The 17,676-nt window shown below is 38.3% G+C and carries 12 protein-coding genes; all 12 read left to right on the forward strand.

Annotated features, from left to right (window positions below):
* A partial coding sequence (locus SH601_RS13920; protein WP_319958945.1) for a hypothetical protein occupies window positions 1–224 on the forward strand: 224 nt, incomplete at its 5' end.
* A 130-nt stretch (window positions 225–354) separates the two neighbouring features.
* Window positions 355–1,188, forward strand: coding sequence for a TetR/AcrR family transcriptional regulator (locus SH601_RS13925; RefSeq protein ID WP_319958947.1), 834 nt, complete (start codon window positions 355–357; stop codon window positions 1,186–1,188).
* 21 nt (window positions 1,189–1,209) lie between these two features.
* The gene (locus SH601_RS13930; protein ID WP_319958948.1) at window positions 1,210–2,070 is read left to right on the forward strand and encodes an efflux RND transporter periplasmic adaptor subunit; all 861 of its coding nucleotides are present in this window, start codon (window positions 1,210–1,212) and stop codon (window positions 2,068–2,070) included.
* Window positions 2,071–2,072: 2 nt separating this feature from the next.
* Window positions 2,073–5,153: an efflux RND transporter permease subunit gene (locus tag SH601_RS13935; RefSeq protein ID WP_319958949.1), complete on the forward strand. Its 3,081-nt coding sequence runs from the start codon at window positions 2,073–2,075 to the stop codon at window positions 5,151–5,153.
* 308 nt (window positions 5,154–5,461) lie between these two features.
* Window positions 5,462–6,571, forward strand: a complete 1,110-nt coding sequence (locus tag SH601_RS13940) for a glycosyltransferase (RefSeq protein ID WP_319958950.1) — start codon at window positions 5,462–5,464, stop codon at window positions 6,569–6,571.
* A 242-nt stretch (window positions 6,572–6,813) separates the two neighbouring features.
* Window positions 6,814–7,944, forward strand: a complete 1,131-nt coding sequence (locus tag SH601_RS13945) for a glycosyltransferase (RefSeq protein ID WP_319958951.1) — start codon at window positions 6,814–6,816, stop codon at window positions 7,942–7,944.
* A 10-nt stretch (window positions 7,945–7,954) separates the two neighbouring features.
* The gene (locus SH601_RS13950) at window positions 7,955–8,734 is read left to right on the forward strand and encodes a glycosyltransferase family 2 protein (RefSeq protein WP_319958952.1); all 780 of its coding nucleotides are present in this window, start codon (window positions 7,955–7,957) and stop codon (window positions 8,732–8,734) included.
* A gap of 23 nt (window positions 8,735–8,757) precedes the next feature.
* On the forward strand, window positions 8,758–9,549 hold the full coding sequence (locus tag SH601_RS13955) for an ABC transporter permease (protein WP_319958953.1): 792 nt from the start codon (window positions 8,758–8,760) through the stop codon (window positions 9,547–9,549).
* Window positions 9,550–9,567: 18 nt separating this feature from the next.
* Window positions 9,568–11,133 (forward strand): ABC transporter ATP-binding protein, encoded by a 1,566-nt coding sequence (locus SH601_RS13960; protein ID WP_319958954.1) that lies wholly within the window; start codon window positions 9,568–9,570, stop codon window positions 11,131–11,133.
* Between the two features lie 22 nt (window positions 11,134–11,155).
* Window positions 11,156–13,672, forward strand: coding sequence for a glycosyltransferase (locus tag SH601_RS13965; RefSeq protein WP_319958955.1), 2,517 nt, complete (start codon window positions 11,156–11,158; stop codon window positions 13,670–13,672).
* Window positions 13,665–16,313, forward strand: coding sequence for a glycosyltransferase (locus SH601_RS13970; protein WP_319958956.1), 2,649 nt, complete (start codon window positions 13,665–13,667; stop codon window positions 16,311–16,313). Before SH601_RS13965 ends, SH601_RS13970 begins: the two co-directional genes overlap by 8 nt.
* Window positions 16,294–17,673 (forward strand): ATP-grasp fold amidoligase family protein, encoded by a 1,380-nt coding sequence (locus tag SH601_RS13975; RefSeq protein WP_319958957.1) that lies wholly within the window; start codon window positions 16,294–16,296, stop codon window positions 17,671–17,673. The genes SH601_RS13970 and SH601_RS13975 overlap by 20 nt, the downstream gene beginning before the upstream one ends.
* Window positions 17,674–17,676 lie beyond the last annotated feature (3 nt).

A 17,676-nucleotide genomic window follows, 5' to 3' on the forward strand; every position in this document is an offset into this window, starting at 1 on the left:
AGTTGCAAGAAGAGGAGCGGAAGTTGCAAGAAGAGGAGCGGAAGTTGCAAGAAGAGGAGCGGAAGTTGCAAGAAGAGGAGCGGAAGTTGCAAGAAGAGGAGCGGAAGTTGCAAGAAGAGGAGCGGAAGTTGCAAGAAGAGAAACAGAAGTTGCAAGAAGAGAAGCAGAAGTTACAAGAAAAGAACACAAAGTTACAAAAAGACTCACCATCCTCATTGGTCTAAGCAAGACGCTATCGATTGAAAAGCTGGGTAGTAACTGATATAGTATGTACTGACTGACCAGTCATCCAACAAAAATAATGAAACATATGACACTTTCATAACGTAGGAAAGAAAAGGAGGTGTAGGGAGTTTGGATGAGAAGAAAAAGCAGCTGATTGAAGTGAGCTTAAAGCTTTTCTCTGAAAAAGGATTCCACTCGACTTCGATTCAGGAAATTGCAGATAAAAGCCATGTATCGAAAGGTGCCTTCTATTTACATTTTGATTCGAAAGACTCGTTATTAATCGAAGCATACCAATATTATGCAGACACTGTTTTAGAAAATTTGAATAACATTGAGCAGAGTACAAACAGTGCGTCAGAACAATTAGCGAAGCAGCTGGCCGCTTTTCTACGATTATTCAAAGAGCATAAAGAATATTTAGTTATGCAGCTTCGGGATAACATTCATCAAAGTGATAAATTTGAAGAGTTGATCATTAGTCTACATAAGCAAAGTTTCGAATGGATGAGTCATCGTTTAATTGATATATATGGCGAGAAATTGCGTCCGTATATTGTTGATGTCGTTATCCAAATCGAAGGGCTGCTCGGTGGCTATTTAAAATGGATTGCGATACACGATATTTCCGTTGAGTCGAACAAAATCGCTACATACATTGTCGAGAAACTAGATGTATTAGTTACGTCTATCCTTACTGAAGCATCACCTCCACTATTTCAACATGATGATTTAACGCGATTTAATGAAAACCATGCACAAACCCTTTTTCAACAAATAAAACAACAAGCTAAAAACTTAGAAAGAGGGGAGCGTGAACAAGTAGCAGAAGCGCTACATGTATTGGAAGAAGAATGGCAAAAGAAAGAACCGAAGAAAATTATTATTCAAAGTATGATGGAGCACCTAGAAGCATACCCAACGATTGAGCAAACGGTACAAGCATTAAAAAGAAAATTATAAAAGGCGAGAGGGGACAAGAAAATGAAGCGTTTATTATTATTGTTTGTGATGGTTATCATCACATTGGTTGCATGTTCAAATGATGACAATGAGGATCAAGATGAACAAGCAGAACGTGTAACACCAGTTGAAGTAGATGAAGTAACAGAAGGTAACCTTACTGCAGAGCGTCATTTCTATGGCCGTACAATGCCGAATCAGACAACACCAGTGATACCGTCTGTAGCAGGCGAAATCGATGAGCTAGAAGTAACGAATGGCGATAAAGTAGAAGAAGATGATACCATCGCAACTATTGCTAGCCCACAAGGTAAGATTAATGTGAAGGCATCTGTGGATGGTACCATTGCTGGATTAGAAGCAAAAGAAGGATCGATGGTATCTAATCAAGACCCACTTTTAACTATTTTAGATGTAGAAGACTTAACCGTTCAACTACAAATTCCAGCTCACCAAACGAAGTTATTTAAAAAAGGAAAAGAAGTAGATCTTTTTATCGAGGATGAAGAGGATAAAGAAAAAGCAACCGTTGATTATATAGCAGAGACGGCAAATGATGCAGGCTTGTTCGTTGTTCAATTATCGTTTGAGAATGACAATAACTATAAAGCAGGTGCTGTTGCTTCGGCTGTGAAAAAAGAAACAATTGTAAAAGATACATTGATTATCCCAACTCAGAGCTTAGTAGAAGAAAGTGATGAGGCATATGTGTATGTAGTAGAGGATGAAACAGTCAAAAAAGTAGAAGTAGATGTGGAGAAAATACAATCTAGCCAAACAGCTATTAAAGCTGACGATCTTAATGAAGGGGATCAAATCGTAACAAGTGGACAATTAACGCTTGAAGATGGCGGCAAAATTAATGTAATAGAGGAGGATTAATCATGAAGCTAGTCAATACATCGGTAAAACGACCAGTCGGGGTCATCATGATTGTCCTCGCTGTTATTGCTATGGGCGTTATATCTGTTCGAAACTTAGCGATTGACCTATTTCCAGAAATTGATTTGCCAATTGCTGTAGTTGCGACGAGTTATCCAGATGCCGCACCACAAGAAGTAGAAAATTTAGTGTCAGAACCAATTGAAAGCTCACTTAGTTCCATTGAGGGAGTCAACACGATTCAGTCACAATCACAATCAGGCTCGTCACTTGTCATGATTATGTTCGAAAATGGGACAAACCTCGATAACGCTTTGCTCAATGTTCGAGAAAGTGTTGATCAAATAAAGGGAATGTTACCAGAAGGGGCAAATGATCCAAGTGTTCTTCGCTTTAACCCAGATCAATTACCAGTTATGTGGGTTGGTTTAACAGGAAGTGATGCCTCTACTTTACACCAAATAGCGGAAAGCGATATTCAACCATACTTTGAACGTCAAACTGGTGTTGCTTCTGTTAATGTCGAAGGTGGAGAGGAACGAGTTATTGATTTAGAGCTAGATAGAGCAGCGATGAATCAATACGGTGTGTCCGTCCAAACGATACAGCAAGCATTACAAGGTGCGAATCAATCTGCTTCAGCAGGTACGATTGAACGTGGTGAACAAAATCTGCAGCTTCGTATCGATGGTAATTTTACCTCTGTTGACGATATAGCGCAGGTCATTATGACAACACCTCAAGGTGCCCAAGTAAAAGTAGAAGATATAGCAGATGTGAAAGATACGTATCAACGTAATGGTACAACATTAGTGAACAATGAAGAAGCAGTTGTACTAAGTATTTTGAAGCAATCTGACGGTAATACGGTTGATGTTTCTGATAATATTTTGTCAGCAATTGATGACTTAAATAAAGATTTACCCGAGAGTGTTCAACTAGAAGTAGTAGTGGATACATCAGAATTTATTAAGCAATCGATCGATTCTGTTTTACAAAATATGGTCTTTGGTGGTATTTTCGCCTTGTTAGTATTACTACTATTCCTGAAAAGTGTCAGAGCAACACTTGTCATTGGCGTATCGATTCCGATTGCCGTTATTTCTACATTTGTTCTACTCTATTTCACTGGTGGAACATTGAACGTATTGACGATGGGTGGTCTCGCACTCGGTATCGGGATGATGGTCGATAGTTCTATTGTTATTTTGGAAAACATTGTCGCCTACAGGCAAAAAGGGTACAGTATGAAGGATGCGGCCATTAAAGGGGCATCAGAACTGGCGCCAGCCGTTATCGCATCAACATCTACCACATTAGTAGTGTTCTTGCCGATAGTGTTCCTTGATAGTGGTATTGCATCAGAGCTATTTACACCATTAGCGTTGACAGTAGCCTTTTCGTTAATAGCATCACTTGCAGTCGCGGTGACACTTGTGCCAATGCTTTCTTCTAAACTATTAACGAAAGCAATGCAAGATCATGGCCGTCGTTATTGGTTTGATCGATTCTTAGATAAAGTGTCGAATGTATACAAACGTATCATTGAAGCAGCCTTGAAGTTTAGAAAAACAACAATTGGTGTGACGATTCTAGCGATTATCGCAAGTGTAGCCTTGTTACCTTTTATCGGTACAGCCTTTATTCCAGAAGGTGACCAAGGTCAATTAGGTGTTACAGTGGAAACACCTACAGGCACGAATGAAGCGAAAAGGTTAGATATTACGGAACAAGTAAATGAAAAATTAGCGGCATATGATGATATTATTGATGTCAGCTATGTGACCGTTAGTGGTGACAATGCTGGCGGTGACATGATGGGTGGCGGCTCTTCTGCCTCTTATCAAATTCAATTAGTTCCAGTAGATGACAGAGATGAAACAACAACAGATGTCGTGCAACAAATAGATAAGGACTTGCAAAACATTGCCGGAGCAGATATTACCGTTAGTGAAGCAGGCTCAGGAGCAAGTTTAGGGGACCCAATTCAGATCCAAATTACAGGTCCTGAATTAGATGTATTACAAGAGCTATCTGATCAAATATTAACAACGCTTGGAGACGTAGATGGTGTATATAATCCATCCTCATCACTTTCTGATACACAGCCAGAAATGGCCGTGAACGTTGATCGAGAGCTTGCTGCACAGTATGGTTTAAGCTATCAAGAAGTAATGAGTCAAATTCAACTTGGATTCACTGGTCAAACGGTTATGCAATATCGTGAAGCTGGTGATGAAATGAATGTACAATTAATGTACCCAGAGGATGAGCGTACAACAGTTAATGATTTAGAAAACTTACAAATTCAAAATCAACAAGGAACAACGATTCCATTAGAGACGATTGCATCCTTTGAACAAGTACAAACAGCTGCAACGATTACTCGCCAAGATCAACAACGTCAAGTAAATATTTCAACAGATATTGTTGATTATGATCTTGGTACGGTAGCACGAAATGTAGAGGAAGCACTAGGTACGATTAATTTCCCTGATGATTATGATTATTCTATGGGAGGTCAAACGGAAGATATGGAAGAAGCCTTTATTGATTTAGGGTTAGCATTACTATTGTCTATCTTCCTAGTGTATGCCGTTATGGCGATTCAGTTTGAAAACTTCCTCCATCCGCTCGTTATTATGTTCTCAATGCCAGCAACAGCGATTGGGGTATTCGGAGGATTATTCATAACAGGTCAACCATTGTCTATCACAGCCTTTATTGGTGTGATTATGCTCGCCGGTATAGTGGTTAATAACGCGATTGTGTTAGTAGATTATATTAATATCTTGCGTCGTCGTGGAATGGAGCGACATGAAGCAATTGTGGAAGCAGGGAAATCAAGGCTACGTCCGATTTTAATGACAACCTTGACAACGATTTTAGCAATGGTTCCATTGGCGTTAGGATATGGTGAAGGTGCAGAGATGCAACAACCGATGGCAATTACCGTTATCTTCGGTTTATTAACATCCAGCCTCTTTACACTTGTATTGATTCCTGTTGTATATACGTACTTTGATGGGTTATCAGAGCGTATTAAACGATTATTTACGAGAAAGAATAAGAAGGAAGCATAAGTAACGAAAACAGTCTGGTTGAATAACCAGGCTGTTTTTCTATAGAAGAGACAAAAATACGTATCATATCATGAAACGTATTTGTCACGGTGCATGAGTCCGTAAAACTCCCGCTTCAAGGTTCGAGTGAAAACGAGCAAGCTAAGTGGGGGATAAACCGACGCTAACTCCCTGATAAGTCTCACTTTGTCACAATTGGATTTCGCTTTGATTACATTTTCTTGATAACACTTTCGTTTCCTATAATAATCGTATAAAATAAAAAGATATGACTATATCCTGATAAGAACCAGGAGGAAGACAAACAGATGAAAAAAATTAATATCGTGTTCTATATTTATCAAATGGGGGCAGGCGGAGCTGCTAGAACATTATTGAATATTATCAATAATTTAGATAGAGACAAGTTTTCTCCTATTTTAGTTACGCTTAATTATGACGGCTCATATGAGCACGCATTAAAAGATGATGTAAAATTCATAAAATTGGATACGAAACGTTTAAGTAGATCGATTTTTAAATTAGCCAAAATAATCCGTGAAGAAAAAGTGGATATTGTCTTTAGTACGATTCCAAGAGTGAACACCATCGCCATTTTAGCGAAAATCTTTTCGTTTACGAAGGCCAAAAATGTTGTTCGGGAAGCGGATAATCTAGGGGGTACACAGAAAGAAAATGTGCAGCTATTAGGATTTGGTCTGATGTACCGTCTAGCTAATCAAATTGTATCGCTGTCTGAAGGTGTAAAGAATAACCTTGTCGATCGATATAAAGTACCAAGAAAATCAATAGAGGTCGTGTATAACCCGGTTGATGTCGATAACATTGAGCAGCTTGCTAATAAAGAAGAAGATTTCCAGCATGCTTCATTATTTGATACAGATGACAAGATTGTGATTACAGCAGGAAGGCTCGTTCCGCAAAAAGATCAACATACCATGCTTCGTGCATTTGCGAAGGTCAATGAACAAACACCGAGTAGATTAATGTTGCTTGGTGAAGGTGAGTTATATGAAGAATTAAACGAGTTAGCAAGGGAATTACATATAGCGGATCGCGTACACTTTCTCGGTTTTCAGCAAAATCCCTATGTTTATTTCCGCCATGCTGACCTTTTTGTCTTGTCTTCGAAACACGAAGGCTTCAGTCATGTTATTGCCGAGTCATTAGCAACGAAAACACCAGTTGTTTCGACGAATTGTAAATCAGGTCCGTCAGAAGTATTAGATAAAGGAAAATATGGTTTGTTAAGTCCTGTTGGGGATGAACAGAAGCTAGCAGATAACATGTTAACAGTCTTACAAAAAAATCCGCAAGAATTACAAGAAATCAAGGACAAAGGCTTTGAGCGCGCGACATTTTTCCACTCAAGTAAGATTGTTCGACAATATGAACAAATCTTTTTTGATGTGTTATAATTAGACGTTGATACTAATGGAAATTACTTTATCATAGTGCATGAGTCCGTAAAACCCTCAATTCAAGGTTCGAGTTAAAACAAAGAGGCTAAGTGGGGGATAAACGGACGCTAATGCCCTGATAAGTTTCGCTAACAATCAGTGCAAGTCAAAAACTCCCACTGATTGTAGTCGCACTTTATATAAAAGTGGTCATGGATATTCAAACAAGCCTGTAGTTTTAGAAGTGGAGGTTATTCCATTTGTCACAAAAGAAAAACGTGGTGCATTTGACAACGGTCCATCATCCTTTTGATACGAGAATATATCATAAGGAATGTCTATCATTAAAAGAAGCAGGCTATGATGTGACATTAATTGCGCCAGTAGACGAACAGACAAAGGATCAAGCAGAAGCAAGTAAGTTGAACATCCTTCCGATTAAAAAACATCGTAATCGTTGGAAGAGAATGCTTTTAGGACCATTAGAGGTATATAAAAAAGCGAAGAAGCTGAAAGCAGATGTTTATCATTTTCATGATCCGGAGTTAATCTTTGTTGGTTGGTTATTAAAAACGAACAACAACAAAGTGATTTATGATGTACATGAAGATTACTATACAAGTATTATGCAAAAAGACTATTTTGCCGAACCGATTAAGCGAATTATTGGTAAGTTATATAATCGTATCGAGCGCTTTTTGATTAAACGAATGGAGCTCTGTTTAGCAGAAAAATATTATCATGATCGGTATGGACGAGGAGAGAGTATTCTTAATTACCCAATCGTCAATGAGAAGTTAATTAATAAGGAAATAAAGCATGAGACAACGAATGAGCAATTGTTATATACAGGAAATGTTTCAGAAGTGCGTGGTGCTTATTACCATGCTGACATTCCGAAAATCATGGACAAGCACGTTTATTTTGTTGGGAAGTGTCCAAGTGACTTAGCAGATAAGATGAAAGAACATGCCGGTGTGAAACAAGATTTCCTTCATTTTGACGGGATTGATCAATTTGTCGAACGTGAAGTGATTGATAACTATTATATCAATCAAAATTGGGTCGCAGGCTTAGCCATTTTTCCAGCGACAGAGCATTATGTCAAAAAAGAGCTAACAAAGTTCTTTGAATACATGAGTGCAGGTCTGCCGATAATTTGCTCCAATTTCCCGACGTGGCAGGCGTTTATTGACAAACATCAATGTGGTATCGCGGTTGATCCAGAAAATCCACAAGAATGGATAGATGCAGTCGAGTTTTTGCAAAATAATCCGATAGAAGCAGAAGCGATGGGCTATAATGGTAGAAAGGCCGTATTACAAGAATTGAGCTGGGAATCACAAGAGAAAAAACTAGTGTCATGGTATGAGCAATTATTAACAAAATAGGATGGAAACTATGAGTATAAAAGATCAAAAGCTTGTTTCTGTAATTACACCAACATATAATTCAGAAACATATATACGAGAAACGATTGAATCTGTAAGGCAACAAACTTATTCCAATTGGGAAATGGTTATTGTCGACGATGCTTCAACGGATCAAACGATTTCTATCATTCAAGAATATCAGAAAGCAGATGACCGGATTCGTTTGATTACCCTTCAAACGAATCAAGGTGCGGCTGTTGCACGAAATACAGCAATGGAACATGCACAAGGTCGATATATCGCCTTTTTAGATAGTGATGACAGATGGCTTCCGGAAAAACTCGCGAAGCAACTAGCTTTTATGCAGGAGCATGACTATGCTTTTACGTATACAGGCTATGAGCGTGTCCAAGAGAATGAGGATGGTACGACAACGAACAAAGAGGTAGAAATGCCAAGTAAGGCGACATATACCGAGTTATTAAAAAGCTGTGTGATTGGTTGTTTAACGGTAATGCTAGACCGTGAGAAGATTACAGACATTCGTATGTCGAATATCAGAGCAAGACAAGATTATGCGTTATGGCTGAATTTAACGAGAAGAGGTTATACAGCATACGCGTTACAAGAATCACTTGCATTATACCGTGTAAGAGGTAATTCGATTTCTAGTAATAAAATCAAAATGGCCAAACAAAATTGGATCGTATATAGACAAATTGAAAAGCTTAGCCTATTAAAGAGTGCATGGTATTTTGCCCACTATGTTATTTTGAAGGTGAAAGCATATTTACATTATATGAGGTAAAAATTGGTGGTGTCTGAAAACAAATGTTAAATTATTTATCCGAAATATTTAAACGAAAAGATTTATTAATATACTTAGTCAAATCAGGTTTAAAAGCAGAAAACCGTAATAGTTATTTAGGATATTTTTGGTGGTTACTAGATCCATTATTAAATGTAGCCGTATATTATTTCTTAGTAGTAGTGCTGATTGGACGTGGCGGACCAGGATATCCAGTATTCTTGGTAATCGGTTTAGTTGTTTGGCGCTGGATTAATACAACAATTAATTCGTCTGCTAAATCTATTACGAAGTATTCATCGATTATTAATCAAGTATATTTGCCCAAAGCAATCTTTCCATTAGCATTATCACTAACACAATTGTTTAATTTTTGCTTTGGATTAATTGTTATTGGTATTTTCTTAGGGGCGTTTGGCTATATTCCAGGTTGGCAAGTAATTTTATTGCCAATAGTTATTTTCATTACATTACTTTTCTTAATTGCATTAAGTCTATGTGTATCCTATATCACCGTATTTGTTCGTGATATTGATAATGTCTTATCACATATATTACGTATATTCTTCTATGCTTCTCCGATTATTTGGGAAGGTAGCAGATTAGCGAATAGTCCTTTACCAGATCAGTTCATGATCTTGTTAGATTGGAATCCAGTTGCGATTTTACTAGACGCTTATCGAGCAATTTTAATGGAGCATCACACCCCACAATTTTTAGGGTTAGGTGTGCTAGCAGTAATATCGATCATCGTTATTTGCTTAATGCTTTACCATTTCTATAAAAATGAACATAAAATCATTAAAGTATTATAAAAAAGAGGGTTGTTTACTATGTATACAACAAACAATGAACAAGAGCAAGATCGTGAGGTTGTCATAAAGGCAGAAGATGTAGGGATTGCTTTTAGTTCTAATCAAAGAGATGATTACAAATCAATAGCGATTAAATATCTCACTACGAAGAAGGACAAGGAAAAGAAACAAAAGAAGCCGAAGAAAACATGGCCACTGCGCCATATTAATTTTACCGGCTATAAGGGTGAGGTAGTAGGCATTGTCGGTTCAAATGGATCTGGTAAAACAACCTTTTGTAAGGCCATTACCGGTATCCTACAACCTGACGAAGGCAAGATGCATGTTGATGGGAAAGTATCTGCCTTATTTTCGATGGGGATGGGCTTTAACAAAGAGTTAACAGGACGAGAAAATGTCTATTTGAACGGTATGATGTTAGGTATTGAAAAGGAAAAAATTGATTCCTTTTTTGATGAAATTCATGCCTTTTCTGAACTAGGTGAATTCATTGATCGACCAATGAAAAATTATTCAAGTGGAATGAAGGCAAGACTAGGCTTTAGTGTTGCGGCACATTTAGAACCAGAAATTTTGATCCTTGATGAAGCGTTGAATACTGGTGATCGCGCTTTTACAACAAAAGCAGCAGAAAAAATTCGAGAATTACTAGATAAAGCAAAAATGGTCATTATCGTTACACACAGTCATCGTTATGCGAAAAGAAATTGTGACAGACTTATTTGGCTGGAACAAGGCGAAATTAGAGCAATCGGTGAACCAGCAGAAGTATTAGAGCAATACGAGGCGACGATTCCGAAGGTGAATCGGAAGCCGAGAAAACGATTAGAACTGACCAAAACAGAATCAGAAGTAAAAGATCAAGCGGTTGTAACAGCAAAAGATTTAACGATTAAATTCAATAATAACCGTAAAAATGAACATATTGCGTTAAATAAAGTGAATTTCACTATTTCAGAAGGGGAAGTAGTGGGGATTATTGGTCACAATGGAGCGGGGAAAAGTACATTGTGTAAAGTAATGACCCAGATATTAAAACCTGATGAAGGCCAAATGGTCGTCAACGGTCAGACAACCGCATTGTTAAGCTATGGTACTGGCTTCAACCAACAGTTACCAGGTATTGATAATATTTACTTGAACGGAATGCTATTAGGCTTACCTAAGAAGGTAGTTGATAAGCATGTAGAGGAGATTATCGAATTTTCCGGATTGGGCAATAAAATTAATCAGCCGATCAAAAGTTATTCGAGTGGAATGCGAGCAAGACTAGGATTTAGTATTGCAGCGATTTTAAAACCAGATATTTTTATCTTGGATGAGGCTCTATCTACTGGTGATGTGGCTTTTAAGCAAAAAGCTAGTGAAAAGATCCAAGAAATGATGGAACAAGCAAAAGCCGTTATTATCGTGTCACATAGTATGAAGTTTGTGGAGACGGTTTGTACACGTGCTATCTGGATGGAGCGAGGTCAAGTAAAACAAGACGGTCCTTCAGAACAAGTTGTCGCAGCATACCGAGAAGCAACAGGTCAAAGGAAGACAAAGGTGAAGAAAAAGAAGAAAACAATAGTGAAACAATAACCTAGGTATGGGTGTGGTATTGATGATAAGAAAAATGAAGAAAAAAGTATTTCAAACAGCTGATTGGATTCTTTATCAAAAAATGAGTACGAAGCAGAAAGAGTTTTTAAGTAATCTGTTAACAGATAAACAAAAAGCAGTACTCAAAAAGGTGATTAAGCCTGGTAAGAAAAGAACACAATTGCAAAAAGTCGAGCGAATTCGAAATAAGTTAAATAGCATGGGGTTCACCGAAAAAGGTTTAGCAGATTTAACCGATCTTTATCAGACGACACAGAACAACTTCGTGAAGAAGCTATCTGGACGTGAGCTTAGTCTATGGCATGCCAACCAGTATGATAAAGAACATGCGAAAGAAAGCTTACTGATCGTTCGTGAGCTTGCTAAAGGTGAGACAGATACTGTATTAAGTCGTAAATATGCCATTATGGCAGCAGAAGCATTAGCAATGTTAGATAAAAGAAGCGAAGCTAAAGATATTTTATTAAAAGCTCTTGAACAAGAAGCACATGATGACTTATATATTGCATTAGCAAATGTAGCAGATGACCATCAAGAAAAATTAACATGGATCAATAAGGTTTATGCTCATTATCAAAATGCGCTGCTCGCTTTTCAACATAATGGCGCAACGACTGTTTATGATTCGCTTGATATTGCTGCAGGAAGCAAGCAAACAGAATATGCTAATCAGCCGAAAGTAACCATTATTGTCCCGACATATAATGCAGAGGATACGATTTTAACGACATTACGTTCCTTAACAGCACAAACATGGCGCAATCTAGAAATCATCGTTGTGGATGATTGTAGTACAGACCATACATTAGAAGTAGTCGAAAACTATTTACAAGAAGATAACCGCGTTAAATTAATGGAAAACAGTCAGAATTCTGGTGCATATGTAGCGCGAAATACCGCTTTACAGCAAGCAACAGGTGAGTTTGTGACGATTAATGATGCAGATGACTGGTCACATCCAGAGAAAATCGCGACACAAGTTAGTCATTTGATCAAACAGACAACTGCTATGGCGAACTTCTCACAACAAGTCAGAGCAAGGACAGATATGACTTTCTACCGCAGAGGGAAATTCGGTCAGTATGTGTTTGCTAATATGTCTTCCTTTATGTTCCGTAGAAAGCCTGTAGTAGAGGCGCTTGGCTTTTGGGATAGTGTTCGATTTGGGGGAGACTCTGAATTTGTGCGACGTGTGAAGAAAGTGTTCGGTGAAAAAAGTGTGGTGGAACTGAAGACAGCTCCATTATCTTTCCAAAGACAGACGGAATCATCCTTAACAGCAAGCTCTGCTTTTGGTTTCCCGGGGTACTTTATGGGAGCAAGAAAAGATTATTTAGAGTCACAACTTGATCACCATGAACATACAGGTGATGTGTATTATCCATTTCCACAGGAACAGCGACCATTCCCTGTTCCAGAACCAATGTTACCAGAACGTGAAAAAGGGAAGCGAAGACATTTTGATGTTATTATCGCATCAGAGTTTAGATTGCTTGGTGGTACGAATGCATCCAATGTGGAAGAAATCAAAGCACAGAAGGAATTAGGATTATCAACAGGCCTTATACAAATGTATCGTTATGACTTGAATTCTGTTACAACACTTAATCCGAAAGTGCGTGAGCAAATCGACGGTAATAAAGTGCAAATGTTAGTATACGGTGAAAAGGTGAGCTGTGATGTGTTAATCGTTCGCCATCCGCCTATTTTACGAGATTGGCAAAAGTATTTACCAGATGTTGAGGCGAAGACTGTCAAAGTCATTGTTAACCAGCCACCGAAACGAGATTATACAAAAGATGAACAGCCATTATATGATATTCCAACGTCTGTTCAAAGGTTAAAAGAATACTTTGGTCATGAAGGAACATGGTATCCTATTGGACCTTCTGTAAGAGAGGCGTTAGAAACGCATCATAAAGAAGATTTATCATCGATTAACTTATCAAAGGATGACTGGCTCAATATTATCAATGTTGCAGAATGGAAGAGAGACAAGCGTCCGAACAAGCAAGGCCCGATTAAAATAGGGCGTCATTCACGAGCACAATATGTGAAATGGCCAAGTGATAAGGAGCAATTACTAACGATTTATCCTGCATCTAACGCATATGAAGTACATGTACTAGGCGGGGCACAAGTACCGAAGAAAGTGCTTGGTCAGATTCCGGCAAACTGGAAAGTATATGAATTCGGTGAAATGGAGCCGAAAGACTTTTTACGAGAATTAGATGTATTTGTTTATTATACACATCCCGGTTGGGTGGAAGCATTTGGGCGAGTAATATTTGAGGCAATGGCAGCAGGGGTACCAGTCGTTATTTCACCTAGCTATCAAAACTTGTTCCAAGATGCAGCCATTTATGCTGAAGCCTCACAAGTACAAGATAAAGTGAAACAACTAATGCAAGATGAACAACTATACAATGATCAAGTAGCAAAAGCGCAGCAATTTGTAGAAGAACAATTCGGTTATCAGATGCATTTTGCTAGATTGGAGCAAGATCTACATGACTAGTAATGACTATACGGATATAGAACAGCGATTAGAAAAAGTTGTATCCGAATTAGCAATCGAAAAACAAAAGTATGTCACGAACAAGCTAGAATATCATCAAGCTGTCACAACTTTTAATCGATTAGACAAAAACAAGCTAGTCAAATCAGGGGTCAAACGAGCGAAAAACCTTAAAGCAATCATTACGGGAAAAAAGACAGCAAAACAAATTTTTGATAAAAACCATTTGCAAAAAAAAGCAAAACAGAAAATCAAAAAGTTGAAACGTGCCTTATATGAATACGGTTTTCAAGAACAGGTGCTGGCAGAACTAGAACGAATCGTAGACAAAACAACGAATGCCTATGAAAGAAAACATGGAGCATTAGCGTTAGCTGTATGGCATGCTAATCAATATACGCCACAAGGAGCAGAGCAAGCACTAGCTTATTTAAAGGTCCTTAAACAGTTTACTTTATCAACAGATTGGGCAAGGCGGGTAGCAATATTAGAGGCAGAATCATTTGTGCATATCGGTGAGCGTGAGCAAGCGAAACAAGTGTTGTTAGAGCAAGTGAAACATGACGAACATGTGGATCTATATTTGGCGCTTGGATCAGTTGAAACAGCTAGTGACCAGAAGCTAGAATGGATCAATCAGGCACTTGCGCTATATCCATTACAAGCTATTACATTAAATAACCGATATGAGGACAGTACGTTGTATGACGCAATTAGCGGAACAGATACAGCTACTTTAGATGCGACTGGACCAGTTGTAACAGTGATTATCCCTGTATTTAATGCAGAGAAAACTATCCAAACTGCTTTAGATGCGCTTCTATGTCAAACATGGAAAAACCTTGAGATTCTTGTGGTGGATGATTGTAGTACAGATAAAACGGTTGAGGTAGTCGAGCAATATGTGGAGCGTGACGCGCGAGTTCGCTTACTACACAATCAGACAAACGCAGGTGCATATATTGCACGTAATCATGCACTGACAGAAGCAACAGGAGAATTTGTGACGATTAATGATGCCGATGATTGGTCCCATCCAGAAAAAATCGCTATACAAGTACAGCATTTAATCGAGCATCCCGACGTTATCGCTAATACGTCACAGCAAGCAAGGGTAACAGAAGATTTACATTTTCACAGACGAGGGAAGCCAGGTGAATATTTGTTTGCTAACATGTCTTCCTTAATGTTTAAACGAGAAGCGGTGATGGCGCAACTAGGATTCTGGGATAGTGTCCGCTTCGGCGCTGACGGAGAATTTAAGAAGCGGTTAATCAAAGTGTTTGGCAAAGAGGCTGTCGTAGATTTACGTACTGGACCATGTGCTTTTCAACGTCAATCAAGCAGTTCCTTAACAGGTAATAGTGTATTTGGTTATCATGGCTATTTTATGGGTGTAAGAAAAGAATATCTGGATGCCTATACCCATTACCACCAAACACATGATGACGTATATTATCCATATCCAATGACGGAACGCCCTTTTGCAGTACCAGAGCCTATGTGGCCTGTTCGAGAGCAAAAGTCACTTCAGGGAAGACGTCACTTTGATGTGATTATCGCCTCAGAATTCCGATTGCTCGGTGGAACGAACATGTCCAACATAGAAGAAATCAAAGCACAGAAGCAACTAGGTTTAAAAACAGGGTTAATTCCGTTGTATCGCGCTGATTTACACTCCGCTAAAACGATTAATCCAAAGGTGCGTGAACAGATTGATGGTAAACAAGTGCAAATGATTGGCTACGGGGAAAAGGTTAGCTGTAATGTGCTCATTCTCCGCCATCCACCTGTTTTACAAACATGGCAAAAATACGTGCCAAATGTTGAGGCAAAAAGTATTAAAGTCATTGTTAATCAACCACCGAAGCGAGATTATACAAAAAAAGAAACACCACTTTATGATATAAGAACATGTGCGAAACGATTGAAGCAATATTTCGGCAAAAAAGCGATTTGGTATCCAATTGGTCCGTCTGTTAGAGAAGCCTTAATGAAGCATCATAAGCAAGATTTAGCTGCCATTACACTTGCAGCAGAAGATTGGGTAAATATTATTAATGTCGCAGAGTGGAAACGTACAGAACGATTAGCTCACAATGGTCCTATTAAGATTGGGCGCCATTCCAGAGCACAATATGTGAAATGGCCAAATGACAAAGAAGAGCTTCTTACCATTTATCCAGATGCAAAGGATGTGGAAATTCATGTGTTAGGAGGAGCACAAGTACCAGAGAAAGTGTTAGGGTATTTGCCTGCGAACTGGCATGTATATGAATTTGGTGAAAAAGACCCGAAAGAATTCTTACAGCAATTAGATGTATTTGTTTACTATACACATCCTGGTTGGATCGAAGCATTTGGTCGAGTCATTTTTGAAGCAATGGCAGCAGGTGTACCAGTTATTATTTCACCAAGCTATCAAGATTTATTCCAAGATGCAGCTATTTACGCTGAGCCTCATCAAGTGCAAGCGAAAGTGCAGCAGTTAATGCAAGATCGTGACATGTATACGAAACAAGTGGCAACAGCACTTCAATTTGTCGAAGAACAGTTTGGCTATTCGCTACACGCAGATCGTCTGGAGCCTCATTTATTACCAACTATAGCGGAAGTAGGTGATGATCATCACGCATCATAAAGAAAGTAATGACCGTGAACAGATTAACCAGCTCATAGAGAAAGAGGCAGAGCTAGCATATATGAAGAAGAAAAATAAGCAACTAATGAAAGAAACGAAAAAATTAAAAGATAGTAAGAAATATCAACTGGCCGATAAACTTCCTTCATCAGCTAGTTCTCCAGACAATCAAGCCTTACTAGAGCAAATCGAAGCTTTACAACTAGAGCTTGATATAGAAAAACAAAAAAATAGCTTAAAAGAGCACTTTAGCGAGGCTTTATCAGCTAAAGAACTTGAAAGAAACAAAATCGAGAGTATAATAAAGCAAGGTAGAGAATTTACTGAAATAGATACATTGCTTGATATGCTTATTGCCAAAAAGCAACAAGTAAATCAGGATTTAAATCACAGTATAAGGGCAGTTGCTCATTTATATAAAAATGATCCAAATCGACAAATAGTAGCATATTTTTATCAAAAAATATTAGCCAATTTATCGTTAGAAGAAACACCAGAATTTATGCTTCGAAATATAGATGATTATCCTTCAGCAAAGGTAAAATCTTCTTTCCAGGCAAGTCTCGTTGCTCAAACGAAAAAATGGCAACGGAATAAAGAAATGCCTGAAATCGTGTTGGATAGTAAAAGAAGAGCATATAAATTCGTTGATTTATTAAAGATAAGAAGACCATGGTTCGATGAGCAAACATATTCGATCGACAATATCCCATTAAAAGAACAAACAGTGATCAAACCAGTCGATGGGGCTGGCTCTCGTGGTGTATATCTTGTCATGGATCGAGAACATATTCAAGATGTACGTAGAAAGAAAATAATTAGTGGTATCGATGCATTGCGACAACAAATGAAGCAAGATATCGAGAGTGAATGGGTTGAGTCAGATCATTGGTCTGTTGAAGAGTTAATCAGTAATGAGCAAGGAAAACCTGCCAAGGATGTGAAATTTTATTCCTTTTATGGTAAAGTCGCATTAATCTTAGAAATCGAAAGATACCCAGCATTAACGTATTGCTGGTGGACAAGAGATGGACAACGTATCTCAACAGGTAGGTATGAAAATGAACTGTTCAAAGGTACAGGTGTCTTGCATGAAGAAATCGAGCTTGCCGAAAAGATCAGTCAACAAATACCGGCACCGTTTATTCGGATAGATTTTCTGAAAACAGATAAAGAGCTAGTGTTTGGGGAATTTACACCAAAACCTGGTAATTTCGATGAGTTTGATGCAATAACAGATAGTTGGTTAGGTGAGTATTATACAGAGGCGGAAACACGTCTATTTCAAGATTTACTAGACAAAAAGTCATTTTCCTATTATGAAGAAATCGTCAAGTTCGGACAGGAAGAAAAAAACTAGGGG

Origin of the sequence: Gracilibacillus pellucidus (assembly GCF_033949965.1) — a bacterium.
Classification (GTDB): Bacteria; Bacillota; Bacilli; order Bacillales; family Amphibacillaceae; genus Gracilibacillus; species Gracilibacillus pellucidus.